The sequence below is a fragment of the Dyadobacter ginsengisoli DSM 21015 genome, assembly GCF_059568735.1.
The window spans coordinates 1-25,954 of the sequence record NZ_JCANTY010000013.1; the positions used below are offsets into that span (position 1 = coordinate 1).

Consider the following 25,954-nt stretch of genomic DNA (forward strand, 5'->3'; position numbering starts at 1 on the left):
TATTGGGCAGGCTTACAAGCTAGCAACAGGTTTGGGAACTGTTTTTAGGGTTTGCAAGTCCAAAGAACAAGCATTTAAAAGGCTTGCGCTTTGGTACAATGCAGTGGAAGATTGCGGCCTTGATTCGTTCAAAACTGTCGCCAGGTCTATTCAGACACATTATTTGGATATCCTCAACTTCTTTAATAACAGGACTACCAATGCTTCCGCTGAGTCATTCAACGCCAAAATCAAGGCTTTCAGGGCCTCATCCAGAGGTGTGAGGGATATTCCGTTCTTCCTATTCAGGCTCACGAAACTTTATGCTTAATCTCACCCCAAGAATTCTGCTTGATCCTGGATCCGCCACCCCGGGTCCAACAGAGAAGTTAAGTGGGGACGCCTAGTCGGGGCTGCCTAAGCCCGGGTCCGCCGATGATAAATTAGTGACCGTTTCGAGGTCCGGCGTAGCACAGGAGCCAGAAATGGGGCCTGATCGGCAGTGTGAAATCCAGCGGAGAACGCAATGTTTTTAAATCATGCTGTTTTTACGGTGATTATGTTTTGTCAGGCTAGTTGAGTGTCTTCATTTTGTTCTAATGCTTCGGTTTTTGAAGCTTTACCAACTCCTGCTAAATAAAAAGGCCGATCTCATTTCTGGATCGGCGTTCACTGTCAGGTCAAATCGTTTTAATGAGCTATTGATGCAATTCGTGTTGGCATCTGAATGAATTCGATTGCTGCTGCTATAATACCCGCTTTGTCAATGCCGCATTCATGATATAGTTCGCCAGGTTCACCATGTTCAATGATTGAATCAGGTATTCCAAGTCGCTTTATTTGGCTGCTATAACCATTGTCTATCATAAACTCAACGATAGCACTACCAAATCCGCCTTGTAAGCAGCCATCTTCCAACGTCATGACCCGATCATAGGAAGAAAATATTTCGTGCAGCAGAGCTTGATCCAGCGGCTTTGCAAAACGCATGTCAAATAACGCAGCGTCTATGCCTTGGTTATGAAGCTCTTCACATGCATCCAAGGCAAAATTTCCGAGAGGGCCCAATGATAGTATGGCTAGATTACTGCCATTGCGAATTTTCCTTCCTTTCCCGATTGTAATTTCTTCAAAAGGTGTTTTCCAATCCGGCATAATGCCAGTACCTCTGGGATAACGAATAGTGAATGCATTAGTACCTGACTGGAAAGACTCCAATTGAGCCGTATACATCATATTGCGGAGCTCTTGTTCATTCATAGGTGATGCCACCACCATATTTGGAATACACCGCATAAAGGCAATGTCATAAACACCATGGTGAGTCGGTCCGTCGGCACCAACCAGGCCAGCTCTGTCAAGACAAAAAACAACAGGTAGTTCCTGAATACAGACGTCGTGTACCACCTGATCATATGCTCTCTGCATAAAGGTGGAATAAATGTTGCAGTATACGATATCGCCGCGGGTTGCCATTCCCGCAGAAAATGTCACAGCATGTTGTTCTGCAATACCTACATCAAAGGCCCTTTCCGGAATGGCTTCCATCATAATATTTAAAGATGATCCGGAAGGCATCGCCGGGGTAACCCCTACAATTTTTGGATTTTGTCTGGCCAATTCTACTATGGTATGGCCGAAAACATCCTGATATTTTGGTGCCTGAGGCGTGTCGTAAACTTTCTTCTTGATTTCCCCGGTAATCTTATCGAAAACGCCAGGAGCATGCCATTTCGTCTGGTCTTTCTCGGCCGGACCGTAGCCCTTTCCCTTAACCGTAAGGCAATGTAGCAATTTTGGTCCCGGGATGCTTTTCAGGTCCTTTAATACTTCAGTCAGGTGGCTGATGTCATTACCATCAATCGGGCCGAAATAGCGAAGGCCAAGAGATTCGAAAAGATTACTTTGACGGAGTATCGCCGTTTTCATAACGGTCTCGACTTTGGAAACAACCTCCTGAGCACTTTTACCGAAGTTGCTCATTTTACCAAGCAGATTCCAAACCTCGTCTTTGAACTTATTATAGGTTTGGGAGGTGGTAATGTCTGTGAGATATTCTTTTAAGGCGCCGACGTTGGGGTCGATCGCCATGCAGTTATCATTGAGTATGATCAGCAGATTTGAGTCCGTGGCACCTGCATGGTTCATTCCCTCGAATGCCAATCCGGCTGTCATAGCCCCATCACCAATGATAGCGATATGCTGACGTTCGAAATTCTTCTCTAGTGCAGATGCCACCGCCATTCCCAATGCAGACGAAATGGAAGTAGAAGAATGGCCCACACCAAAGGCATCATAGATACTTTCCTTTCTCTTGGGAAATCCTGAAAGTCCCCCATAAGTGCGGTTTGAATGGAAGTCATCCCTTCTCCCGGTCAAAATTTTATGTCCGTAAGCCTGGTGGCCTACATCCCAGACAAGCTGGTCATCGGGTGTATTGAATACATAGTGAAGAGCCACACTTAGCTCGACGACACCCAGACTCGCGCCAAAATGGCCTCCATAAACCGAAACGTTATCGATAATGAACTGCCTTAATTCGTTACAAACCTGCGGAAGCTGAGAGCTATCCAGTTTACGAAGATCCTCGGGAGAATTAATCTTTGCCAGTAATTTTCCGGGCGTTATAAGCATACCGTAGGGTTATTGAATCAGAATTAACCAGCTGCTCGCTTTATGAAAGAGTAACAAAATTAAGCAAATACGTATTAAATCTGACGATTATTTTTGCTGACTTGCCTTGAACAGCTTTTGTTTTTCTTCACGAGTCAGGCTTTCATAGCCAGATTTGGAAATTTTATCCAGAATAGAATCAATTTCCATTTGGTCAGGCATTTCGATGGTTCCTGATGCAGATGATGAGTAAACACTGGTGCTACGGTAAACCTGTCTTTCACGGTACGTCACCTGCATGGAGGGACGTTTGCGAAAAATACGTGACCATACAGATAGCAAAGCATAGATTGGTTTTCCCAAGTCTGTCCCGTTTTGCAGCAGTTTGATGAACAAATAGCCAATAAAAGCTCCGCCCAGGTGGGCCAGATTTCCACCAGCATTTGGGCCAACTGTTTGTGCAAGTGACAAGATGATGTAGAAAAGTGCAATGAATTTGATCCTTACCGGGCCAAGGAAGATCAAATTGAAAGTGTAGTTGGGTAGCAAGGTAGAAGCTCCGACAGCTACGGAAAATGCGGCAGCAGATGCTCCGAGCATTCTGGAACCTTCAATGTGAGCCTGGAAGTAGGGAAGCAGATTGTATAAAACAATGTAAATCAGGCCGCCTGCTATCCCCCCCAGCATGTATAGTGCAACCACTCTTTTCGCTCCGAGATATTCATCCACCAGCTTTCCAAACCAGTACAGGAACAGCATATTGAATAGAATATGGAAGATATCGTCGTGTGTAAAAAAGTAGGTAATCAGCGTCCAAGGTTTGTAGATAAACTCGTTGGTCGCTGCAGGCAGCTGCAATGTATTGATCACGGTCACATATAGACCTGACGACTGGGAGAGTGTCAAAACGATCTTCATTAGCAGCAGAACCAGAAATACTGCTGTATTAATCAGGATTATCTTTACAAGTGCATTCTCTGACTTTGCAAATTCCCTTTTTACGTCGTCAACAATATTGCTCATCTTTCAATAGAAATTTGTTTTTTGCGTACCCCAGTAACGCAACAATATATATGCAAATAGCATTCCTCCAATGTGTGCGAAGTGCGCGACATTATCGGACTGAGCATTTTGGATCCCGGAATACAACTCGTAAAGCCCATAAAATGCTACGAAATATTTCGCTTTTATAGGAAACGGTACAAACAACAAGAATAGCTCAGTATTTGGAAATAATAACCCAAACGCCATCAGGATGCCGAAAATTGCTCCGGAAGCCCCGACCATCGGTATGCTGATCGACCAGGCGTAAAAGCCCTGTACCAGCTTAATACTCTGTTGAATATACACTGAATTGCTTGGATTTCCTTCAAACCCGTTCAAAAATTCCAGGTTCGGCTCATAAAGAGGCTCCGCATACTTGCTCAAAAAATCGGCGAGTCCATCAGGTGTAGGTTGCTGGATAAATAACTCAACGGCTTTTGCTACCTGGAGATTCTCAATGAGGTCGATTCCGGAGAAAAGCAGGCCTGCTCCTATCCCTGTGAAGAAGTAGAAAAATAGAAACCGCTTAGGCCCCCACATACGTTCCAGCAACGGTCCAAACATAAACAAACCGAACATATTGCTTAACAGGTGGGTAAACCCGCCATGTAGAAACATATAGGAGACAAACTGAAAAATATGGAATTTGGGTGACAGCACCGAACTGAGAGCAAATAGGTTTTTAAGCTCAAAAACGGATGAATCAATAAAATAGAACAGGATATTGAGGATCAATAAATTCCTTACCGTAGGGGTTATGGCTAACATATTAGATTCAAATTCAATAATTTACATTCGATAACTACACATTTCCGATTTTCGTTTCCTAATTTCTGAATATCCCGGCTAATTTATCCATCGTCAGCAGGACGATAATGGATTCGCCACCTGGGGTCCTGTTGGGGTCGGAAGATGCAAAAAGCTGGTTAATCAAAGTGTGTATCTCGACATAAGATAATTTGACCGCATAGCGCACGGAAAAGCGCCTGGCTAGCGATCTTGACAAGCTTTCCGGTTTGTTGAGTTTAAGGTCGGAATAGCTTTGCTTAAGCTGCTCAATAAGCTCTTCGAACAGATCCTGCTCACTCTCTTCGGGTAAGTCGGCAGGAATACCCCTTATGATCAGTTCGTTGGATCCGAATTCGTCAAATTCAAAACCCAAACTCCGGATTTCCTTCTTGGTCTCGTGCACAAGCTGCATATCGGAATGTGTTAGACGGATGGTTTTCGGAAAAAGCAGCTGCTGGCAGGCACCGTTCCGGTTAATAAGCATTTTGCGGTATCTTTCGTACAAAATTCGCTCGTAGGCAGCCTTCTGGTCGATGAGCATGATCCCATCTTTTACCTGGGACAGTATGTAACGGTTATGCAACTGAAACAGCAAAGCATCGCTTTCCGGAGCGGAGATCACTTCGGCCGCCATGCGGTTTACTTTGCTGGCTACTGTTTTTGCCTGCTCCTGAAAAACCGGTCTGGTGGCCGCGGTGGAACCCATTTCGAATGCTGCTAATTCCCGGTGCCGGTCGTCGGTGTTCTGAAGTCCTTCAAATAGTTTGCTCCAGTTGGTCAGATTCGATTTAGAGGGACTGTTCTCATTTTTGCGTGATTGTGCGGCCCAATCCGGCATCACGGTGCGTGGAATCAGGTTATTGTTCTGATCGGTAGGAAGCGGGTTGAGAAAATTGATATTCTCTTCGAAATCAATCGACTGCGACAAATTATAGACGCCCACGGCCTTTTTTACCGCCGCCATAATGATCGCGTACACCGATCTTTCGTCATCAAATTTGATTTCCGTTTTGGTAGGATGGATATTGATGTCGATATGGGAAGGATCTATGTCAATGAAAAGTACATAAAATGGATGACTGCCTTCGGGGATGGTTCCATCAAATGCGCTGATCACGGCGTGGTGCATATAATTATGCTTGATAAAACGATCATTCACAAAGAAGAACTGCTCTCCCCTCGTCTTCCGTGCAAATTCAGGTTTGCCAATATATCCTCGCACGTTAATGTAAGAGGTATCTTCCTGACAGAAAGCGAGTTGTTCCCTGTAACTCTTGCCGTAAATGTCTATAATCCGCCGAACGAGTTTTCCCGGTTGCAAATTGAAGACTTCGGTATCGTTATGGTGCAATGTAAATCCTACTTCGGGGTTGGACAACGCGACCCGCTGAAATTCGTCCAGGACATGCCGCATTTCCACCGAATTGGATTTAAGAAAATTTCTTCTGGCCGGAACGTTGAAAAACAGGTTCCGAACCGAAAAATTGGTTCCCTTTGGACAGGCTACCGCTTCCTGCGTCTTAATTTCAGACCCGTCGATACGGATCAATGTGCCTAGCTCGTCCTGCTCCTGACGTGTACGCAACTCTACTTGTGCGACAGCGGCGATCGAGGCCAATGCTTCCCCTCTGAATCCCATCGTGCGAATTCGGAACAAATCTTCCGACTGCCGGATTTTTGAGGTGGCATGCCGTTCGAAACACATTCGGGCATCGGTTTCTGTCATTCCCGTGCCATTGTCAATGATTTGAATCAGCGCCCGTCCGGCTTCGCGAAGAATGACCTGCACCTGGGAGGCCTTCGCATCAATCGCATTTTCCATGAGCTCTTTCACCACCGAGGCAGGCCGCTGAACGACTTCTCCTGCGGCAATTTGATTGGCTATGGAATCGGGTAATAGTTGGATGATGTCGGATGAAGGCATGTCGGAACGGCAGTTAACTTTAGTATAACAAATAAACAAAAATTTTTCTTACTGCCTGGTGAATTTCGGAGGGTAGCAATGGAGGTAAATTCACTTTTCTTTTAATTGTAATTGAAATAATTATATTATTTATTCAAATTTTAAAGAAAGTGGCGACGTTAGTTAAGTAAAAAGTTGTTGACCATTAATTATTTGTATAACTTGGGATACTAAACTCCTGTTGTAAGCACCTGATCCTGTTATGAAAACGCCAATTATCAGAAGATTTAATTTTACCATGGCACTGCAGTGGCTGATATTTCTGCCAGTGATTCTGCCTTTATGTATCATTTTTGGTGCCCTGCAGGGTATTATGAATATGGTGGAGAAAATGGCTCAAAGGATGTGGATCGACATGGAGTTGTAGAAACTGATATCGAACTGTATTATAGTATATATAAAGCGAAAGAGCCCGGAAATTTTCCGGGCTCTTTCGCTTTATTGCTGTTTTTGATCAGAATTTCCACCGAACAAATGCTTCCATCGCTTCATACTCCGCAAGACCCAGTGAGTCGTACAGCTGCGCAGTTCCACGGTTACGTTCTTCGGCACGTTGCCAGAATTCGCGTGAATCTTCGCCCTGGAATACGACACCGTCTTTTTGAGACTGATGCTTGAAAATTCCCTGACGTTTTTTTAGTACCTGGTCGGGGCTCATCGGAACAGCCATTTCGATCTCGTAGATATCCCATTCTGCCCAGGCGCCGCGGTATAACCATACCCAGCAGTCCTTCATGAAATTTTTGTGTTTCGAACGCTGTAATGCGGCTTCAATGGCATCCCAGCAGACTTTATGTGTTCCATGCGGGTCGGCAAAGTCGCCGGCTGCGTAAATCTGGTGAGGTTTCACTTCCTCGATCAGATTTTCGATGATTTTAATATCTTCTTCACCGATCGGTTTCTTTTGAACAGTTCCGGTTTCATAGAATGGCATATCCAGGAAGTGTGCCTGACTGGTAGGCACACCTACGAAGCGACAAGTAGCTTTCGCTTCGCCGCGACGGATCAAACCTTTTACTTTCCGTACTTCCGGGGTATCTATTTCACTGTTTTTCGTATGTCTCAGAAAGTCTTTAGCGTCCTGGAACAGTTTGCTTGCATTAGGGCTTTCAATGTGGAAGCCATTATTGAAGTCAACAACGAAGTCGATGAATCGCAAAGCCTCGTCATCAGCCACCGCAATGTTTCCGGATGTCTGATAAGCAACGTGCACCTCATGCCCCTGGTCAACCAGTCTTTGGAAGGTACCTCCCATAGAAATAATATCATCGTCGGGATGCGGGCTGAAAATCAGCACGCGCTTTTTAGCAGGCTGGGCTCTTTCGGGGCGATGCGTATCATCTGCATTAGGTTTTCCACCAGGCCATCCGGTGATGGTATGCTGCAGTTGATTAAAGACATTGATATTGATCTCGTAACCTGCACCATATTGAGCCAGCAAGTCACTCATACCATTGTCATTGTAATCCTTGTCAGTAAGCTTGAGAATCGGCTTTTTCAGTGTTTGAGACAAATGGGTAACAGCCTTTTTAATCATTTTGTTATCCCAGATCACAGAATCCACCGCCCAAGGCGTTTTGATTCGGGTCAGTTCGGAAGCAGCACTTTCATCAACTACGAAAGACACATCTGTGTGCGCCTGAAGGTACGAAGCCGGGTTTAGTTCGCTCACAGGCCCTTCCACAGCTCCGCGGATCACGGATGCCTTTCTTTCACCCCATGCCAGCAGGACGATCCGGCGTGCGTTCAGAATCGGGGCTATACCCAGCGTGATGGCTTTGCGGGGCACATTATGCAAACCTCCGAATTCCATGCTGGCCGCAGCGCGGGTCGAGTGGTCGAGTGTGATCAGACGTGTGTGGGAGTTGATCAGCGAGCCGGGCTCATTGAAACCGACGTGGCCGTTACCGCCGATACCCAGCAACTGGAAATCCAACCCTCCTACCGCATTGATCTTGTTTTCGTAGGACATGCAATAGTCACGAAGCAGCGCAGCCGGAACAGTACCGTCCGGAATAAAGTAGTTTTCTTTCGGGATATCTACGTGATTGAACAATTGTTCTTTCATAAACCTGTGGTAGCTGTAAATGGAATCTGGTTCCATCTGATAGTACTCATCCAGGTTGAAGGAAATTACATTTTTAAAGCTCAGCCCTTCTTCCCGGTGCATCTTCACGAGGATCGCATAAACGGTCTTTGGGGATGAACCCGTAGCCAATCCCAAAACGCAGGGCTTGCCTTCCTTTTGTTTCTGACGGATCAGGTCTGCTATTTCCTTCGCTACCGCATGCGATGCTTCTTTAGAATCCGCAAAAATCTGCGTTGGGATCTTTTCATAGGTGATGGGTTGTCCTACCGTACCCGCAGTGCCTTTCCCATTGCTGGAAGCTTGCATCAGAATTGTTTGTGGACTTACCGCTTGTTGGCTCATAACTAAGTTGAATTATTTAAGAGTTCGTGAATAGACTAGGGGTAAAACTGCAATTTACTCATGTGTTCGATCACGCACGAATGGTTTGACCACAAAAGTACAACTGAAAACGAATATTATTAAAATAATTTAAGAAATAACTTATACTTAAAACTACGTTTGATTTGTGTCTTAGGGCTATTTGCTGCTTTGGCGCGCCAACGCCCGTTCGCACTTTAAAGATAAAGTAAGTGTTAGTATTTTATTCCAAAATAATTGCTTGTATTTTTGCGGCTTATTCCACGAAAGTATCACACCATTTTTCTGCCAATCCCATGTCTACACTCACCAGCGTTGAACGTGACACTACCATTTTTGATCTGATTAACAGAGAAAAGCATCGCCAGGAATCTGGTATCGAGCTGATCGCCTCTGAAAACTTTACCTCACGTCAGGTAATGGAAGCGTCAGGAAGTGTTTTGACCAATAAATATGCGGAAGGACTGCCAGGTAAGCGCTATTATGGCGGATGTGAAATTGTGGATGAAATCGAACAGATTGCGATCGATCGTTTGAAGGAGCTTTTCGGCGCAACCTGGGCCAATGTGCAGCCTCATTCCGGTGCACAGGCTAATACAGCAGTGTTTCTTGCGTGCCTGAATCCTGGCGATAAAATTATGGGATTCAACCTGGCACACGGCGGCCACCTTACACATGGCTCGCCGGTTAACATTTCAGGTAAATATTTTCAACCTGTATTTTATGGTGTTGAAGCGGAAACTGGTCTTATTGACTGGGATAAGGTAGAGGAAACAGCATTGAAAGAGCGTCCGAAACTTTTGATCTGCGGTGCTTCGGCATACAGCCGTGACTGGGATTACGAACGCCTTCGCGCAATTGCTGATCAGGTGGGTGCGCTTTTGATGGCAGATATCTCCCATCCTGCCGGCCTGATTGCGAAAGGGCTGTTGAAAGATCCGTTCGATCACTGTCATATTGTAACTACTACAACACACAAGACTTTGCGTGGACCGCGCGGGGGTGTGATCATGATGCGTAATGATTTCGAAAACCCATTTGGCATTAAAACGCCGAAAGGCCAGATCCGCACCATGTCATCTCTTTTGGATTCAGGAGTATTCCCAGGTACACAAGGCGGGCCTCTTGAGCACATCATTGCTGCCAAAGCCATTGCTTTCGGCGAAGCGCTGGGTGAGGGATACTATAACTATGCAACCCAGATCGCCAGAAACGCACAGGCTATGGCCAAAGCGTTTGTCGATAAAGGTTACCGCATCATTTCCGGTGGTACAGACAACCACCTGATGTTGATCGATCTTCGCACCAAAAATGGTGTAGAGTCGGGACTGACCGGTAAACTTGCAGAAAATACGCTCATCAAAGCCGACATCACGATCAATAAGAACATGGTGCCGTTCGATGATAAATCTCCAATGATAACATCCGGTATGCGTGTGGGAACTGCGGCTATGACCACTCGCGGGCTGGTAGAAGCGGACATGGAGCGTATTGTGGATCTGGTTGACAGTGTTCTGGTTAACCACGACAATGAGGCTAAAATCGCGGCGGTAAAAACCGAAGTAAATGAGTGGATGAAACAGTATCCATTGTACAGCTAGTCATCATTATATATGGATTGAAAACTCCGTGGTAGCAACGAGCGATCACGGAGTTTTCGTTTTATATGGATTAGACTGTCAAACTCGTTCTTTCATAAGGTAATGCGAAGGCGTGTCGATTTCCCGCCACCGGGATGGGGGACGATCATCAGAGATAAACATATCCTGCAAAGAATTGTACCCTAACTTGTTTTGACTTAATAAAGTTTTCATAACTTTGCACTCCAAAATCGAATTAATTGATATGAGCAAGAAAAATACGGGCGAATCCGGGCTGGAAATTATTGAAACTCCGGAAGCATTAGCAAGCCAGCTCACGAAAGCAGAGGTTTTTTTCATTAAAAACCGGAAGGTTCTTCTGGGGGTTGGAGGAGCTATTGTGGTTGCTATTCTTGGATTTGTGGGATACCGCGTTTACATCAGCGGCCAGGAAGGAACAGCCCAGAATGCTCTTGCCAGCGTTGTTTACGATTTTGAAGCCGATTCTTTGCAAAAAGCATTAAACGGAAGCGGTGGTAACGAGGGACTTTTGTCGATCGCGGATAGCTATAAAGGAACTGATGCCAGCAACCTTGCAAACTTTTACGCGGGCGTTGCATTGCTGAAACAAGGTAAGTACGACGAAGCGATTAGCCATTTGCAATCTTTCAGCTCATCGGACCTGCTTATTCACGCACGTGCACAATCTCTGATCGGGGATGCTTATTTGGAAAAGAACCAGCCTGCTGAGGCAGTCTCTTATTATCAGAAAGCTGCTGATTATGAGAAGAATGAGTACTTCACACCAGTATATCTGATGAAATTAGCTCTTGCTCAGGAAAAGGCTAACCAGCCTGCTGACGCGGTTGCTAGCTATAAACGTGTCGTTGATGAATTCCCGCTTTCATCGGAAGTGGTGAATGCCAAGAAATATATGGGATTATTAGAGGGACAGGTCGGCAAGTAATGGTTATCCATTCTGTTTCTGAAAAGGGATAAAGCCGACACCGGTTTTATCCCTTTTTTATTCCCTGCAATCGTTCTTTAATGCTCTTTTTAGTGAAATCCAATTGAAAATCAATATTATGTCAAGTGCCGATAAAAATCTAAGTGTATTTACGACGGAAGGCCTGCCGGATATCAGCAACAAGAGATTTGCCATTATTGTGGCAGAATGGAACAATGAGGTTACGGAGAAGCTATTCGAGGGTGCATATCAGACGCTCATTACCTACGGAGCGATAGCCGGCAACATTGTCAGAGGTAATGTACCGGGAAGCTTCGAGCTCACAATGGGTTCGCAATGGTTTGCACAAAGGTCCGACATTGATGCGGTGATCGCATTGGGTGTTGTGATTCAGGGGGAAACCAAGCACAACGACTACATCAACCACGCGGTGGCGCAAGGCATTACCCATGTGAGCCTGAAATACGACAAGCCGGTGATCTTCGGTGTGCTGACACCCAACAATATGGAACAGGCACTGGAACGATCCGGCGGCGTTCATGGCAACAAAGGCGACGAAGCAGCGATGACGGCCATTAAAATGATTGGTCTTAAAGCGCAGGTTAGTCAATTTTGAATAACCGAATGATTGGATGAATAAGTAAAGTAAATCACCCAAACCAACGTGGTTCACTTCAAATTCCATGAAATATTCTCTCAATCATTCGGTCATTCGGACATTCAAAATTCAATCATTCAATCATTCAAAAATAAGTTATGCAAGTCTGGAAATTTGGCGGTACTTCGGTAGGAAAACCTGAGCGTATGCACTCAATCCGCGAACTTCTTAATAATGATCCTAGCCGTAAGATTGTTGTATTGTCTGCATTGTCGGGTTCGACCAATGCATTGATCGCAATCGGAGAAGCAGCGAAATCGTATGATGACGCGAAAGTTGCGACTCAAATCGAGGAGCTGAAAACACATTACGATCTGTTCATCAAAGAATTGTATGCAACATCGGAAGGACTTGCGCAAGGTCAGCAGATCGTCGATGCGGAGTTTGGTTTTATCAAATCGGTCGTAGGTGTGAAGCCGTTTACCATTAAGCAGGAGAAAGAACTGGTTGCGGAAGGTGAAATATTGAGCACAAAGATGTTCCAGGCTTATCTGGAAGAAAAAGGAGAAAGTTCGGTATTGCTGCCTGCGCTGGATTTTATGCGTATAGATGCGGATGGAGAACCTGAACTGGCAACGATTGAAGAAAAACTGGTTACGATTCTGAATCAATATACAGACAAGCAAACTATCGTTACCCAGGGATTCATTTGCCGTAATCCAAGGGAAGAGGTGGACAACTTGAAAAGAGGCGGATCTGATTACACGGCATCACTGATCGGAGGTGCGATCCGTGCCGATGAAATACAGATCTGGACCGACATTGACGGAATGCACAATAACGACCCGCGTATCGTAAAACGTACCTTCCCGATCCGTGAACTGACATTTGAGGAAGCTGCAGAGCTGGCTTACTTCGGTGCAAAAATCCTGCATCCGAGTACGATCACCCCTGCTAAACTCAGAGGAGTGCCTGTTCGCCTGAAAAATACAATGCAGCCAGAAGCACCCGGAACGCTGATCGCCAACCAGACTTCGGACAGGGATATCAAGGCGATCGCTGCAAAGGACAACATCACGGCGATTTATATCCATTCAACCCGTATGCTGAATGCCTACGGATTCCTTCGTAGGGTATTCGAGATCTTCGAAAAATATAAGACGCCGGTGGACATGATCACTACTTCGGAAGTGTCGGTGTCTGTGACAATCGATAATTCTGAAAACCTGGACAAGATCAGCGCCGAACTTCGCGAATTCGCTGATTTGGAAGAACATGACCGTGACCAGAACATCATTTGTATCGTAGGGAATTTCAGCGCGGATAAAGAAGGTATCGCGTTGAAGGTGCTGGATGCATTGAAACATATTCCTATACGAATGATTTCGTATGGTGCGTCGGAACATAATCTCTCGTTGCTTATCCATTCGAAATACAAGGCCGAAGCGTTGAATGTCCTGAATGAACGTCTGTTTTTCTATGAAGACGCGATGAAGGACATATTTACAGCGCCTTGATCAGATAATAATTGTAAATATTAACAGCTGATCGCCGAGAGCCGACAGCCGACAGTCCGATGTTACAAACCAATTTTATCCGCGAAAACAGGGAACAGACCATCGCGGGACTAAGCAAGAAACATTTTAAGGATCCCGAAGATGTGGTAGATCGCATCATCGCGCTGGACATAAAAAGACGCCAGATTCAGCAGGAGCTTGACGATACGCTTGCTCAATCCAATAACAAAGCCAAGGAAATCGGTGCATTGATGAAGTCGGGACAGAAAGAGGAGGCAGAGGCGGCGAAGGCGGACACGGCAGCATTAAAAGAGCGCTCAAAGGCGTTGGATGAGGAGCATAAGGTAGTGGAAGCGACGTTGCTTGAAGAGCTTGTCAAACTCCCGAATTTGCCCCACGAAAGCGTTCCGGAAGGGCGGACTGCGGAGGATAATGTGACCGTTTTAGAAGCGGGCGCGAAACCGGCTTTGCCGGATGGCGCACAGCCGCATTGGGAGCTGATCAAGAAGCTTGGTAAAAATCTGGCGCCCATTATTGACTTTGAACTTGGCAACAAGATTACCGGTGCCGGGTTCCCAGTCTATAAAGGTAAAGCAGCCAGGTTGCAAAGAGCCATGATCTCCTTTTTCCTCGATGAAGCTGCCAAAGCCGGCTATACAGAAGTGCAACCGCCGATTGTCGTCAATGCGGATTCGGGTTTCGCAACCGGGCAACTTCCCGACAAGGAGGGACAGATGTATCATGATAAACAGGATGACCTTTACCTGATCCCTACTGCGGAGGTGCCTGTCACCAATTTATACCGCGATGTGATCGTTGCGGAAAGTGAACTGCCTGTTAAAAATGTAGCATTTACACCTTGTTTTCGGAGAGAGGCTGGCAGCTGGGGCGCGCACGTACGCGGGCTGAACCGGCTGCACCAGTTCGATAAGGTGGAGATCGTGCAGATCAGCAAACCGGAAGATTCGTATAAAGCCCTGGACGAAATGGTTGACCATGTAAAGGGTTTATTGGAAAAACTGGAATTGCCCTACCGCATTCTGCGCCTTTGCGGTGGAGATATGGGCTTCACCTCTGCACTGACTTACGATTTTGAAGTATGGTCGGCAGGCCAGGAGCGCTGGCTGGAATGCAGTTCTGTGTCGAACTTTGAAACTTACCAGGCGAATCGTCTGAAACTGCGTTACAGGAACGCGGACAAAAAAACGCAGTTACTTCATACCCTGAACGGATCTGCGCTTGCATTGCCGCGTATCGTTGCCACGTTGCTTGAAAATAACCAGCAACCGGATGGTACTGTAAGGATACCGGCCGCATTGATACCTTACTGCGGATTCGATGTGATCGAGTAGGAAATTTGCGATATATATGTAAGAGGCTCTCAACAGTTTGGGGGCCTTTTTGCATTTTGAAGGAGCTCGGTCACACCAGTCTGGTCCATGATAAGCCTTCCTACTTTTTCAAAGGCAGCGCCGTCTTCAATTTTGAATGTATTGTCAAATTGACTCGCTGTAATGCGGGTTTTGAAGCACCGGAAAGCGATCCTGGGGTGCTTGTAATAATGGGTGACCAGTTCATGCAAATGAGTGGATAACAGGAAAAACGAGCTTTGGTGAGCGGCAAATCCTTCAATGACGGTTTTGGAGCAGTGAAAAGCATCTTCCTGATTGGTACCCCTGAACAATTCGTCGACAATCACAAAACACTTTTCACCCTCGTGCAGTGCATGGGCCATTTGCCTGATGCGTATCATTTCGTTAAAAAAATGACTGTATCCCAGATCCAGATCATCGGAAAGGTGAATGGAGGTAAACAGGCGGTTGGTGAACGACAAATGAAGCGAATGTGCTGGAACAGGCCAACCCAGGTGTGCCAGGTAAACCAAAATGCCGCAGGTTTTCAGAAAAGTGGTTTTGCCGCTGGTATTGGCGCCTGTGAGAATGCAAACCGGATTATCACTTTTTAACCCAAAGTCGTTGGCGACAGCGTGGGGGATGAGCGGATGCCAGGTGGATTTGACTTCGAAGCATTCAGGAGACCTGCTAAATGTAGGGAATGTAAGGTGGTGCAATCTGGCTGTTTTGACAATAGCCAGGCAGGCATCGATGTAATACAGGGTATCGAGCATTTGCCTGAATTGTTTCCGATGGCTGATTCTGAAATAATAATCCAGGTAGAACAGTGAGGCTTTCGACAGCAAATGGTCTTCTTTGTCCTGAAATGTGGTCATTGCGGGCGCGAAAATGAACTTCCTGAGCGCGGCAATTGAATCGGCAACCTCTTCCGGCAGTGTCGCCGCTTCAAGACTGTCCATTACAGCACTGAGGCCCCGGACCACTCTTAAAGTGGCTAATACGCCGCTCTGAATACGGTAAAATTCAGCTTTGTTCCGAAGAGAGTATAGCCATGTGTCAAACCAATGCTTGAAAACGTCCTGGGACATCGAATGTGAGACACTTAGGGCGTAGTAAGATTCTGCGGCCGCGGCATAGGCTTTTGACACATTGGTTTGCCAGGCCGCTGGCCTGATGGAAATGGTCCGGAGCAAATCCTGAAAACGCAGTACTTCCGCTAGCGTTTTCTTAGGTTTTGTGATGAGGACTTTCAGATAGTCGGCACCACCCTGCGTTTCGGTATGGGAGAAAAAGCTTAAAATGCTTGCCGAGCGACTGTTTTCAGGCAGTATCTGAAGTTCGTGTAAAGTATGCCGGTCAACAGGCAGCATAGGCGACGTGTTTGTTGTCACCAAATGTATAAACAGGGCTGGACCGGGGGCTGTTAAATAAAGTTAAACTTGGTGCTTCCTGGGGAATGCAAGCCATATAAAATAGCCCGTTAGCATCACAATGGACGTTTGCATGGAATAATCAATGAAGAGTTCCTGCGAAGCCAGGGTATCGGATGGCGTCATGTAGCAAGGCATACCCAACCGCCACCAATACGAAGGGTGTACTACGCAAAGCAAATTGAAAACAAACAGTAAGGTAACCTGTGTTTTGTTTTTCCAATCGATCACAAAGAATACGAGCGGTAACAGAAATAGGAAAATGTAATTGCTGTAAGCGCTCTGCTGTACGATCATCATTGTAGCATACAAGACAACCCATACTTTCGATAGCATGACACGAAAATCGGCATTTCGTAACCGCCATGCAGAAAGGCATGCCAAACCCACCGAAGCAACAAGCCCGATCCAGTTCCAGAATTTTTCCCCAACACCGATAGAATCGTGAAACCACGGGTTTAGTATCGAAGGAATATTGGGTGCGCGTAATGTTTTGGCTTCATCCAGCGGCTGCATGAATTCCAATCCAACCAATGGATAGAGAATTCCAAGCGAAAGCGCACCGATAATGGCCATTGGGACCAAAAACCGGATCTTTTCCTTTTCCAAAATAAAAAGCGGAACCAGGATCAGCACAAAAATAGCTTTGGTCATCAGCAGTCCCAACGCCAGGATGATGGCATACCATTCTACCCGTAATGTGCGCTCGCGCAGAAGGTAGGCAAGGATTACGAACAGCCACATCCATACATCCTCCTGCGCGCCGATCACGCAGAGTACGAGCGAACCGGGTAACAACAGGTATATGATTGCCCGGAAGAGAAAGGTCCCGCGGGATTGGAATGGTCTGAAAAAATGATAGGAAGCCAGCAATGCGATGCCATCCATGACGGTCATCGTCAGGACGATCATTTTTGGACTATACCATAGTTTGAGCCAAATTCCAAGAAAATAAGCATACAGCGGCGAATAGGGCGACCAGAAATCGCGGTACACTACCTGCCCGAGCGAAGCTTTGCTGCCTTCGTCCCAGAAGCCGTTCACATCCGAGGTAGGCGCCATATTGGCGATAAGGTACACCCCTATGAATGGCAGAAGCCGCAGTAGTACCCAGGCGACAGCCAGTGTCGGGTTTACAGATTTTTTTTCAAGCCAGTTTGTAAAAAGCTCCCGTTTAAAGAGCAACGCCGACGTCACGAGCAATGCTCCAATGCTGATCGCTGTTTTGGCCAGGATGATATTCATGCCGTTACCAGGTTTGGGAAAGCGACCACTTTGCGAAAGGTTTCGCGGAGGATCCAGAGAAAGCAAAGCACATTGAGTATCTGCAATGCGTATTCAAACAGGTTCATCGGATTTCCAAACATTTCCAGGGACGTATATGCGGGCTGTTTGATGTACACCCAAACAAATGGCTGCACCACAGTAAGCCAATTGAGAGCGATCAACACCGCGACATGGAGTGTTTTGCGGATATCGATCACTTCGAATAAAACGGCCATCAGGTAGGCAATCACGTAGGCGCCCATGGCGCTGGCCTGGAAGAGCATCATGCAAACGAAACATGCAATGAAAATGCCGGGCAAAACTTCGTTGATATGGCGATGGCGTGCTTTGAAGGCCATATACACGGGAATAAAAACCGTAAAAAGTAATCCGAACCAGTTGATGAGAGTCGATTTCTTTTCATCGACATGGAAAAGAAGTTCTATAAATGGTCTTGAAGCCGAAAACAAATTAGGTGTCATAAGCTGTTCCGTATGACGGATAGGCATCAGGAAAAGGTCACCAATCTGCCAGTATAGGAAACCTACCGCCGGCAAACCGACAGCCGCCATTACCAGCAGCATTTTAATGGGTTTCTTCACCATCACGAGCAATGCAGGCAGCAGGAAAATGAAGGTTACTTTAATGGTCAGTAAAACCATTGCGTAAAGTAATCCGATGCCGACCTCATAGTCGACAGGCTTTTTAATTGTATACCGCCAGATAAGTAAGGCAGCACCCCAGAACCATACTTCTTCCTGTCCGTCCACGAGGATATACATGAATGCGGCCGGAAGCATGTAATAGATAATAGCGAGCTGTAATGCTTTGGGCGACCGGGACTTGTAGGTCTGGTAAGTCAGCCAGAGAATGCCGCTTTCCATGAGGACCATAAACAGAACAATGGCCCGTGCATTGTGCCAGATCCAAACGGGTATGCTGATGATATACGCATACAACGGTGCATGGTACGACCAGAAGTCACGGTACACAAAACCACCGGCCTTGGCGCCCTCGGCTTTGTAAAAGAAGAAAGGAATATCGCCCCGCGGTTCCTCGTTAATGATCAGGAAAATCCCTATCCAGGGGATCAGACGGAAGAATATAAAGCCAAGCGTCAGAATCAGCTTATCGTTTTCCCACTGCCATTTGGTAAAGAGCTTTGATTGCCTGATTGTCCAGATAATTCCAATCGTCAATGCAAGGTTGATGAGCAGCTTAATGTAAAAAACGGTAAGAATGGGCATGTTTAATCTATCGTGATAAAGGCGCAAACTTAAGACAAGTTTTCTTCAAAATGAGTAGCAAAACCCAAAGTTTTAATCGGTTATATAATTGTATGCTTGCATACCGTTTTCGTAAATCCTATTTTTGAAGTTCTTCATCCACAAAAATCAACGTCGTCTATGTCAGCTTCCCAATCGCTCACCGGAATGGATTTTAATCTCAGCGAAGAACACCTGGCGGTGCAGGCCGCGGCCAGGGATTTTGCCCGTAATGAGTTGTTATCCGGTGTCATTGAACGCGATAATGCCCAGCATTTTGATCCTGTGTTATTGAGAAAAATGGGGGAACTGGGCTTTCTTGGCATGATGGTAGCCCCTGAATATGGCGGAGGAGGCATGGACACCCTCGCCTATGCCATTGCTATTGAGGAAATATCGAAGATCGATGCTTCTGCAGGTGTGATCATGTCGGTGAACAATTCGTTGGTATGCTGGGGCCTCGAAAAGTATGGTACAGAAGCGCAAAAGCAACAATACCTGACCAGGCTGGCGTCGGGCGAAATCATTGGTGCATTTTGTTTGTCGGAGCCGGAGGCCGGGTCGGATGCCACCTCTCAGCATACCCAGGCGATTGAAAATGGGGACCATTATTTATTGAACGGTACAAAAAACTGGATAACCAATGGCAATACCTCTTCCGTTTGTCTGGTCATGGCACAGACACATCCTGAACTAAGACATAAAGGAATCAATACGTTTATTGTTGAAAAAGGCTGGGACGGCTTTTCAGTAGGTAAGAAGGAGGATAAAATGGGCATAAGAGCCTCTGACACAAATACTTTGATGTTTTATGACGTGCGAGTACCTCGTGAAAACAGGATAGGGGACGATGGTTTCGGTTTCAAATTCGCAATGGATGTACTTAACGGAGGCCGTATCGGTATAGCGGCACAGGCGCTGGGAATCGCAACGGGTGCATTTGAACTTTCCTTGAAATATTCCAAAGAAAGAAAGACGTTCGGGAAACCCATCGCTGAGCACCAGGCCATCCAGTTCAAGCTCTCCGAAATGGCAACAAAAATAGAAGCTGCGCGCCTGCTTGTTTATAAGGCGGCCCGGTTAAAGGACGAAGGCAAGGATTATGTCCAGGCGGCGGCGATGGCCAAGCTGTACGCATCCGAAATAGCCATGTGGGTGACAACCGAGGCGGTTCAGGTGCATGGAGGCTATGGTTATGTGAAGGAATATCATGTAGAACGCATGATGCGGGATGCAAAAATTACCCAGATTTATGAGGGTACCTCCGAAATCCAAAATTTAGTGATAGCACGTGAACTTTTGAAATGATCCCTTTTTTCGGATAAACTCCTTTTTATTCCGAATGTTGGATTAAAATAATATCAAAATATCACTTTTTTTTAAATTTTTGTGAAACTATACTTGTATTAGTTTTGTACAATTTATTAGATTTGTACAAAATTTGGAAAATCGGTCAAAACGGCCCTTAAATATATCAAGTATGGAAGACTATAATAAGATTATTGAGTCGCTGGGAGTGAAATTTGTCAAGGCCCGTCATATCAGGATTTTACAGCCCATTACCATTAAAAACTTTTATGACGTACAGAACTCATTGACGATTTTGTACGACGGTGAAGTTTCTTTCGGTTCCGAAGAGTCGCAAAGGGTTGAGGAAGGAGATATGCTCTTTATTCCGGGAGGCAAGCACGCCACAGTAACGTACGGTAACACGCAGACAGCCAAGACCGTATCGAACGAAGAGTTCATGACTAATCGTGATAACTATATTGAGGCAGGGCACGATCCGGCATTAATTGGAAAACTGCCTAACTCATTCGGATTGATCTCATTTGAGGCAAAGGTTTTTGATACCGTTAACTTTTTTACATCACTTGATGTACCTCCGTTCCTGATCAAACGGGATGATCAGATTGCAGCTACGATCAACCAGATTCTGACGGAAGATATGCTGGATACACCCGGTAAGGGCCGTATCATCAAGATCAAGACTGAGGAGGTCGTGATCGAGATCATCCGGTATATTTTGAAAAACAAGTTGTTTGTAGAGCAGCTGGTTACCAATAGTACGTATTTCAAAGATCCCCGCCTGATCGACATCTTTGCTTATATCAAAGATAATCTTGGTGGTGACTTGTCAAACAAGGTATTGGCCAATGTAGCGAACGTTTCAGAAGATTACGTTGGGCAGTATTTCAAAATGCTGACGGGTATCAACCCACAGGATTACATTGAATATCAGCGCATGGAGAAAGCCGTGGATTTGCTGCGTACTTCTAAAAAGAGCATCCGCGCGATTGGTTCGGATGTAGGCTATAAAGACACCGCTTATTTCTGCCGTCGATTCAAGATGATGTTTGGTATTCCAGCCGGTAAGATGCGCCGTCGCGAATCCCTGATGAATGTTTAGAATGTAATGTTAGACTATATTTGAAAAGAGAACTGGTTCCGGTTCTCTTTTTTTATGCCCCTACTTCACTGGACCGGCGTTAGCTGCGCGGCAGTAATCCGCCATTTTCCACCGGAGCGAACGCATACCGTGGTGTAAGTAACCTCCCCATTGAAACCGTTGTTCTGGATTCGTGCACTTACATTCCAGTTACCGGAAGTTACGGCCACATCACCGTAGGTTCGCGTACGCGTACCTGTGAGCATCCCCGAGTCAATTACAATATAGCCCTGACCGATGGCTTGCTGCAATGCCGGGCCGTCGACAGTTTGGCCGTTAAAACTGATCACGGTAAAATCATTGGAAATGAGATTGGCTACACTCGCAGCATCTTCATCCAGCAATGCCTTAAAGAAAAGGTTGGAGCAATCGGTGCCATCGACCGGCTGTGGTGTATTGTTTTGGGCTAATGCGGGAAGGAAAGTAATGGTCAGGAAAATTAGGATCAGTAGTAGTTTCATGTTGTCAGGCCCCTAGGACATAAGGGGAAGTAAATAGTGAAATTCTCGCGCGCTATGGCTAGATTCGCCTCTACATTGGAATGAACGATTACCTCGCTTTTGGCATGATGAAATTACAGATAAAAATCCTCTTTCTTTCCCTGTTGACTCTATTCAATGCTTGCTCGGATGCGCCGGACAAAATAGGTAACCTGGACCTTAAAAAGTGGCGTAGTGACCGAGGAGGCTGTAACGACGCCCGAAAAGCATTGGAAAGCGATTTTAAAGCGGTAGAAAAAGAGCTGAAAGGGAAGTTTGCCGACGGTGTGGGAGAGATCCTGGGGCGACCGGATATTCATCAGCTCGGCGAGCGGAATACCAAGTTTTATGTCTATTATCTTGAAAAAGGGCCTCAATGTGAGAATATGCAAGCTAAATCGGATGCCCGCAAGGTAATTCTGAAATTCAATGCAGTGGGGTTATTGTCGGAAATAACTTACCAGGAAAGACCGCTCTGATCACAGATAGAACTTCTTGATTTTGATCAGCTGCTCCACCGGCTCGGGCACCATGTAGCGAATCGAAACTCCTTTTTTAATGCAGCCACGCAGAAAGGTAGCCGAAATATCGAGCAAAGGCGCATCCACGAATTTCACATCAGGATGGTTAGCGAAAGCATGCGACCTGGAATTGGGGCGTGGATAAACGTATAGCCCGGTGTATTCAAGAATTTTCTCGTAATTCTTCCAGTTGGGAAACTGCGCCAGATTATCTTCTCCCATGATCAGCTTGAACTGGTGCTGCGGGTATTTTTCCTGCAGGCGAACCAGCGTATCGATCGTATAGCTTGGCTTGGGCATATGGAACTCGATATCGTTGGCTTTGAGCAGCGCATTATCCGAAATGGCACGTTGTACCAGATCGTACCGATCGAATTCGTGCAGCAGGCCGCTATTCTTTTTGAAGGGGTTCTGAGGGCTTACAATAAACCACACCTGTTCGAGGTCGGTGGTGGTAGCCATCGTGTTCGCAATGATCAAATGGCCGATGTGAATGGGATTGAACGATCCAAAAAACAGGCCGATCTTCATTGCCAGCGATGATTAAGATTGAATGAATGCCTGGACAAGATCTTCTGCTTTGGCGAGCGTTTCGTCCAGATGGTCATTGACGAGAACCTCGTCGAACTCGTGTTCGAAGCTTTGCTCGTAGCGTACTTTGGCCAGCCGGGTAGCGAGTGTTTCGGGCGTTTCGGTACCGCGGCTTGAAAGCCGCCGCTTAATTTCCTCGTCAGAAGTGACTTTTACAAATATGCCCAATGCCGCATCGCCATACGCCTCTTTCAGTTTGAGGCCGCCCTTAACGTCCACATCAAAAAGGACGTGTTTGCCTTGATCCCACAGACGTTGTATTTCGGATTTGAGGGTGCCGTAGTAATTTCCGGCATATACCTCCTCCCATTCGGCAAACTGTTGATCCGCGATTTTCTGACGGAAATCCTGTAAGGTCAGGAAGTAGTAATCTTTGCCATCTACCTCATGATCGCGCCGTGTGCGCGTACATGCGGAGACAGAAAATGCCAGTTGTTGTGTGTATTTATTAAGAAGATGCCTTACAATCGTAGTCTTTCCGGAACCGGAAGGGGCAGAAAATATAATTAGCTTACCTTTCACTCGAACAGCTTAACTGTTAATTTTTGATATGATCGTGTTGAGAATGCTCTCCGGGCAGGGTTTCTTTACAATTTTAAAATTGAGAGAGTCCTTAATGCATTTTTCGAGACGGTACGACTCGATGCAGGGGATGCACTTATCCATGTTCTCGCGGAAATGATCCTTCTCAGCTTCTGTGGCTTCGTCATCCAGGATGGCCTGAATGATTTTCATACACTCAGCATGATGCTCGCAGGTATGCTTCATTTGTTTTTGCGCAACTTCTGTTACAGAAGGCGTCGTGGAAGATGCATTCATTAGTTAAAATGAAAAAAAGAATAATGGAATATATGTACAGTTGTACCCTATAACCGAAGAGGTTGCAAAAAAAGTTTCACAACCTATGAATCATATCCCATTGAGCTCGCATAACTTCTGAGTTTTTCTTTCAGCAAGTTACGCGCGCGGTGCAATCTGGATCTCACCGTTCCGATCGGAATGTCCAGGATTTTGGCCATCTCCTCGTAGGTAAAACCTTCGATGTCGCAGAGTATGATGACCGTTCTGAAGTCGACAGGCAGTGCGTTGAGTGCGTTGGCCACTTCATCGCCTATCAGTTCCTGTACAGCATCAGCACGGAGGTCTACGGTATAAGTAGTATCGGATGCTTCCTCGGAATTATAGGTCGTTTCAACTTCCTGATAATCAACTTTGGAAGGTTCTTTACTTTTTTTACGGTAGTCGTTGATGAAGCTGTTTTTGAGGATCCTGAAAAGCCAAGCTTTGGCATTAGTACCCTGCTCGAAAGAGGAAATAAAACGGAACGCTTTCAGATATGTGTCCTGCACCAGGTCGTTGGCATCGTCTTCGTCCATGGTAAGACGGAAGGCGAAGTTGTACATGGAGTCAATGTGTGGCATGAACTCGCGGTTAAATACTTCATACCGAAGATCGTCCGTGTATTCATTAGTCGTGAGCGTTTCTGACATGGCAACTAACATAGGAATGCTGAATTTACAAAGATTAATAACAGCTCCAAATCGTACAAATTAAAATTTGATAAATGGCTATTTGGAGCGTCCTAACTGCCCTAGATTCACGATAAAATTAAAAAGAGATGGAATGAGCAAGCCTTCCAAGCGGTGTCGCCTCCTATCGTTAATTCAATGTTGTTACATCAAATTCCGAGCCAAAAAGCGAATCGCGTCAAAATGTCATACTACCGTTTGGAGAATAGTTCCAGGAGCACGATGAGGATGGTTGTGAAGAGAGCGCTGGCCCCGATGCGGATCAGTGTGTAAAGAATCATTCCAAAATTATTCATTTCCATCAGAAACAGCATCGAATGATGCACGAAGATCAACGGAAAGATATAGGAAAGAAATGCGCCCAACCCCTGCGCCCGGATGCCCACCTCAGCACGTTCAGCGCCCCGGGACTTCATCTGGTAGTGGATCAGGAATGGTCTCAGGTAGGCAACGAGTACCGTTGCCGACGCATGCATACCAAAAGTATTGGAGAAGACATCCACGGTAAAGCCAACGGCAAATGCGATCAGGAGCGAATACATGCGATCCATATCGGCCGGTAACAGTAGGATCGTGGCGATGTAGATGAAGGAGAATGCATAGTTGAACAGGACGATATTCCGCATAAAGAAGATCTGCAAAAACAAGTAAAGCAGGATCATCAGGAAATATTGTATCGCTTCGCGTAAGCTCATCGGGGTTCTACTGTTCTTAATTTAAGGTTTTCCTGTTCTACAAGTTGGTGATTTTGTACAACATACACATATGACAGGTTCCGGAAGTCCGTTGCGAGATGCAGGACGATATTGTAAAAGGTCTGGTTCGGGTTGACGGTTACGCTCTGAACCCTTCCAACCATAATCCCAGGCGGAAATACCGAGTTCTGGTCCGAGGTTACTGCCGAGTCGCCCTTGAAAACTTTGGTATACTTCGAAACATCAATGAGATCCACGAAATTGGGGTCCTTTCCGGGCCATTTTGCATAGCCGATCTCTTTACTGCGGACGAGTTTGGAAGAGACCATAAACTGCGAATGCAAAATAGAAGTAACCACCGAGTAGTTTTCCGAACAGAACCGCACTTTACCTACCACCCCTGTCGCTGAAATCACACCCATACCAGGCTTAATGCCATGTTTGGTTCCCTTGTCAATTGTAAGTACGTTGTTCGCCCGGTTGGTTTCGTTGTCTACCACTTTTGCTACTGTATAGGTGAACCTTGATGCAAAAGTCGAATCAGGTAGATATCCTGCCGGAGCTTCACGCGGTTTTTGCTGACTTAGTGAGGTCACCATCGCGTGAAGGCGGGCGTTTTCATTGGCCAGGTCTGCGTTAATCTCGTCGAGCTTGGTATACTCTCTCGCTGAATTGGAAAATGCCAGCGTTTTCGCGACGTAGTAGTTGGAAGTGTTGAAGTAGGTAGCGCCCCAGTAGGTGTTGCTACGCACGACCAGCCAGATACTGAGCACTTCCAGCAACACAAAAACCAAAAAGAAACGATTTCTGACTACGAAATCAACGAGTTGGAGCATGGGCTAAAATGTTCACACGCAGTTCCTCAATCGGCGCAC

24 protein-coding genes are annotated in these 25,954 nt (G+C 46.0%); 9 read left to right on the forward strand and 15 right to left on the reverse strand.

Translation table 11 applies throughout. The annotated features are described in order from the left end of the window. Positions 1-310, forward strand: a 310-nt coding sequence (locus BP71_RS34805; RefSeq protein WP_496386296.1) for a transposase, incomplete at its 5' end; no start/stop codon positions are given. A gap of 359 nt (positions 311-669) precedes the next feature. On the opposite strand, the gene dxs is transcribed toward BP71_RS34805, so the two are convergent. The 5 genes from dxs to nagB all read right to left on the reverse strand — a co-directional run bounded on the left by dxs (position 670) and on the right by nagB (position 8,783). Further along, positions 670-2,613 (reverse strand): 1-deoxy-D-xylulose-5-phosphate synthase, encoded by a 1,944-nt coding sequence (gene dxs, locus BP71_RS34810; RefSeq protein WP_496386297.1) that lies wholly within the window; start codon positions 2,611-2,613, stop codon positions 670-672. 87 nt (positions 2,614-2,700) lie between these two features. Next, positions 2,701-3,615 (reverse strand): rhomboid family intramembrane serine protease, encoded by a 915-nt coding sequence (locus BP71_RS34815; protein WP_496386298.1) that lies wholly within the window; start codon positions 3,613-3,615, stop codon positions 2,701-2,703. A gap of 3 nt (positions 3,616-3,618) precedes the next feature. Next, positions 3,619-4,404 carry a rhomboid family intramembrane serine protease gene (locus BP71_RS34820; RefSeq protein WP_496386299.1) on the reverse strand — a complete coding sequence of 262 codons (786 nt, stop codon included), beginning with the start codon at positions 4,402-4,404 and terminating at the stop codon, positions 3,619-3,621. A gap of 58 nt (positions 4,405-4,462) precedes the next feature. Continuing rightward, positions 4,463-6,349 carry a DNA mismatch repair endonuclease MutL gene (gene mutL, locus BP71_RS34825; protein WP_496386300.1) on the reverse strand — a complete coding sequence of 629 codons (1,887 nt, stop codon included), beginning with the start codon at positions 6,347-6,349 and terminating at the stop codon, positions 4,463-4,465. Positions 6,350-6,842: 493 nt separating this feature from the next. After that, on the reverse strand, positions 6,843-8,783 hold the full coding sequence (nagB, locus tag BP71_RS34830) for a glucosamine-6-phosphate deaminase (RefSeq protein WP_496386444.1): 1,941 nt from the start codon (positions 8,781-8,783) through the stop codon (positions 6,843-6,845). 350 nt (positions 8,784-9,133) lie between these two features. Between nagB and glyA the strand changes: the two genes are divergently transcribed. From glyA to serS, 5 genes are all read left to right on the forward strand, one after another. Further along, positions 9,134-10,438: a serine hydroxymethyltransferase gene (gene glyA, locus BP71_RS34835; protein ID WP_496386301.1), complete on the forward strand. Its 1,305-nt coding sequence runs from the start codon at positions 9,134-9,136 to the stop codon at positions 10,436-10,438. A 244-nt stretch (positions 10,439-10,682) separates the two neighbouring features. Beyond that, the gene (locus BP71_RS34840; protein WP_496386302.1) at positions 10,683-11,384 is read left to right on the forward strand and encodes a tetratricopeptide repeat protein; all 702 of its coding nucleotides are present in this window, start codon (positions 10,683-10,685) and stop codon (positions 11,382-11,384) included. A gap of 118 nt (positions 11,385-11,502) precedes the next feature. Further along, positions 11,503-12,000: a 6,7-dimethyl-8-ribityllumazine synthase gene (ribH, locus tag BP71_RS34845; RefSeq protein ID WP_496386303.1), complete on the forward strand. Its 498-nt coding sequence runs from the start codon at positions 11,503-11,505 to the stop codon at positions 11,998-12,000. Between the two features lie 140 nt (positions 12,001-12,140). Further along, complete coding sequence (locus BP71_RS34850; protein ID WP_496386304.1) at positions 12,141-13,499, forward strand: aspartate kinase; 1,359 nt, start codon at positions 12,141-12,143, stop codon at positions 13,497-13,499. 59 nt (positions 13,500-13,558) lie between these two features. Beyond that, the gene (serS, locus tag BP71_RS34855) at positions 13,559-14,851 is read left to right on the forward strand and encodes a serine--tRNA ligase (RefSeq protein ID WP_496386305.1); all 1,293 of its coding nucleotides are present in this window, start codon (positions 13,559-13,561) and stop codon (positions 14,849-14,851) included. A gap of 29 nt (positions 14,852-14,880) precedes the next feature. Here serS and BP71_RS34860 read toward each other — a convergent pair whose 3' ends face one another. From BP71_RS34860 to BP71_RS34870, 3 genes are all read right to left on the reverse strand, one after another. Then, positions 14,881-16,224: a MutS-related protein gene (locus tag BP71_RS34860; RefSeq protein WP_496386306.1), complete on the reverse strand. Its 1,344-nt coding sequence runs from the start codon at positions 16,222-16,224 to the stop codon at positions 14,881-14,883. A 63-nt stretch (positions 16,225-16,287) separates the two neighbouring features. Beyond that, on the reverse strand, positions 16,288-17,529 hold the full coding sequence (locus BP71_RS34865) for a hypothetical protein (RefSeq protein WP_496386307.1): 1,242 nt from the start codon (positions 17,527-17,529) through the stop codon (positions 16,288-16,290). Then, positions 17,526-18,797, reverse strand: coding sequence for a hypothetical protein (locus tag BP71_RS34870; RefSeq protein WP_496386308.1), 1,272 nt, complete (start codon positions 18,795-18,797; stop codon positions 17,526-17,528). The genes BP71_RS34865 and BP71_RS34870 overlap by 4 nt, the downstream gene beginning before the upstream one ends. 186 nt (positions 18,798-18,983) lie before the next feature. Between BP71_RS34870 and BP71_RS34875 the strand changes: the two genes are divergently transcribed. Both BP71_RS34875 and BP71_RS34880 read left to right on the forward strand, forming a co-directional pair. Beyond that, on the forward strand, positions 18,984-20,123 hold the full coding sequence (locus BP71_RS34875; protein ID WP_496386445.1) for an acyl-CoA dehydrogenase: 1,140 nt from the start codon (positions 18,984-18,986) through the stop codon (positions 20,121-20,123). 172 nt (positions 20,124-20,295) lie between these two features. Then, positions 20,296-21,225: a helix-turn-helix domain-containing protein gene (locus tag BP71_RS34880; RefSeq protein ID WP_234669246.1), complete on the forward strand. Its 930-nt coding sequence runs from the start codon at positions 20,296-20,298 to the stop codon at positions 21,223-21,225. Positions 21,226-21,290: 65 nt separating this feature from the next. On the opposite strand, the gene BP71_RS34885 is transcribed toward BP71_RS34880, so the two are convergent. Then, a complete protein-coding gene (locus BP71_RS34885) occupies positions 21,291-21,725 on the reverse strand; it encodes a nuclear transport factor 2 family protein (protein WP_496386309.1) in 435 nt (144 codons plus the stop codon). A 104-nt stretch (positions 21,726-21,829) separates the two neighbouring features. On the opposite strand from BP71_RS34885, the gene BP71_RS34890 reads away from it, so the two are divergent. Then, positions 21,830-22,222, forward strand: coding sequence for a hypothetical protein (locus BP71_RS34890; RefSeq protein ID WP_496386310.1), 393 nt, complete (start codon positions 21,830-21,832; stop codon positions 22,220-22,222). Here BP71_RS34890 and nadD read toward each other — a convergent pair whose 3' ends face one another. The 6 genes from nadD to mreC form a co-directional block, all read right to left on the reverse strand. Next, complete coding sequence (gene nadD, locus BP71_RS34895; protein ID WP_496386311.1) at positions 22,223-22,795, reverse strand: nicotinate (nicotinamide) nucleotide adenylyltransferase; 573 nt, start codon at positions 22,793-22,795, stop codon at positions 22,223-22,225. A gap of 12 nt (positions 22,796-22,807) precedes the next feature. After that, positions 22,808-23,377: a guanylate kinase gene (gene gmk / locus BP71_RS34900; RefSeq protein ID WP_496386312.1), complete on the reverse strand. Its 570-nt coding sequence runs from the start codon at positions 23,375-23,377 to the stop codon at positions 22,808-22,810. A gap of 9 nt (positions 23,378-23,386) precedes the next feature. Further along, complete coding sequence (locus tag BP71_RS34905) at positions 23,387-23,674, reverse strand: phosphohydrolase (RefSeq protein WP_295929577.1); 288 nt, start codon at positions 23,672-23,674, stop codon at positions 23,387-23,389. Between the two features lie 83 nt (positions 23,675-23,757). Further along, positions 23,758-24,357, reverse strand: a complete 600-nt coding sequence (locus BP71_RS34910) for a sigma-70 family RNA polymerase sigma factor (protein WP_015813277.1) — start codon at positions 24,355-24,357, stop codon at positions 23,758-23,760. 218 nt (positions 24,358-24,575) lie between these two features. After that, positions 24,576-25,079, reverse strand: a complete 504-nt coding sequence (locus tag BP71_RS34915) for a hypothetical protein (RefSeq protein WP_496386313.1) — start codon at positions 25,077-25,079, stop codon at positions 24,576-24,578. Beyond that, complete coding sequence (gene mreC / locus BP71_RS34920; RefSeq protein WP_496386314.1) at positions 25,076-25,915, reverse strand: rod shape-determining protein MreC; 840 nt, start codon at positions 25,913-25,915, stop codon at positions 25,076-25,078. The genes BP71_RS34915 and mreC overlap by 4 nt, the downstream gene beginning before the upstream one ends. Positions 25,916-25,954: the final 39 nt, after the last annotated feature.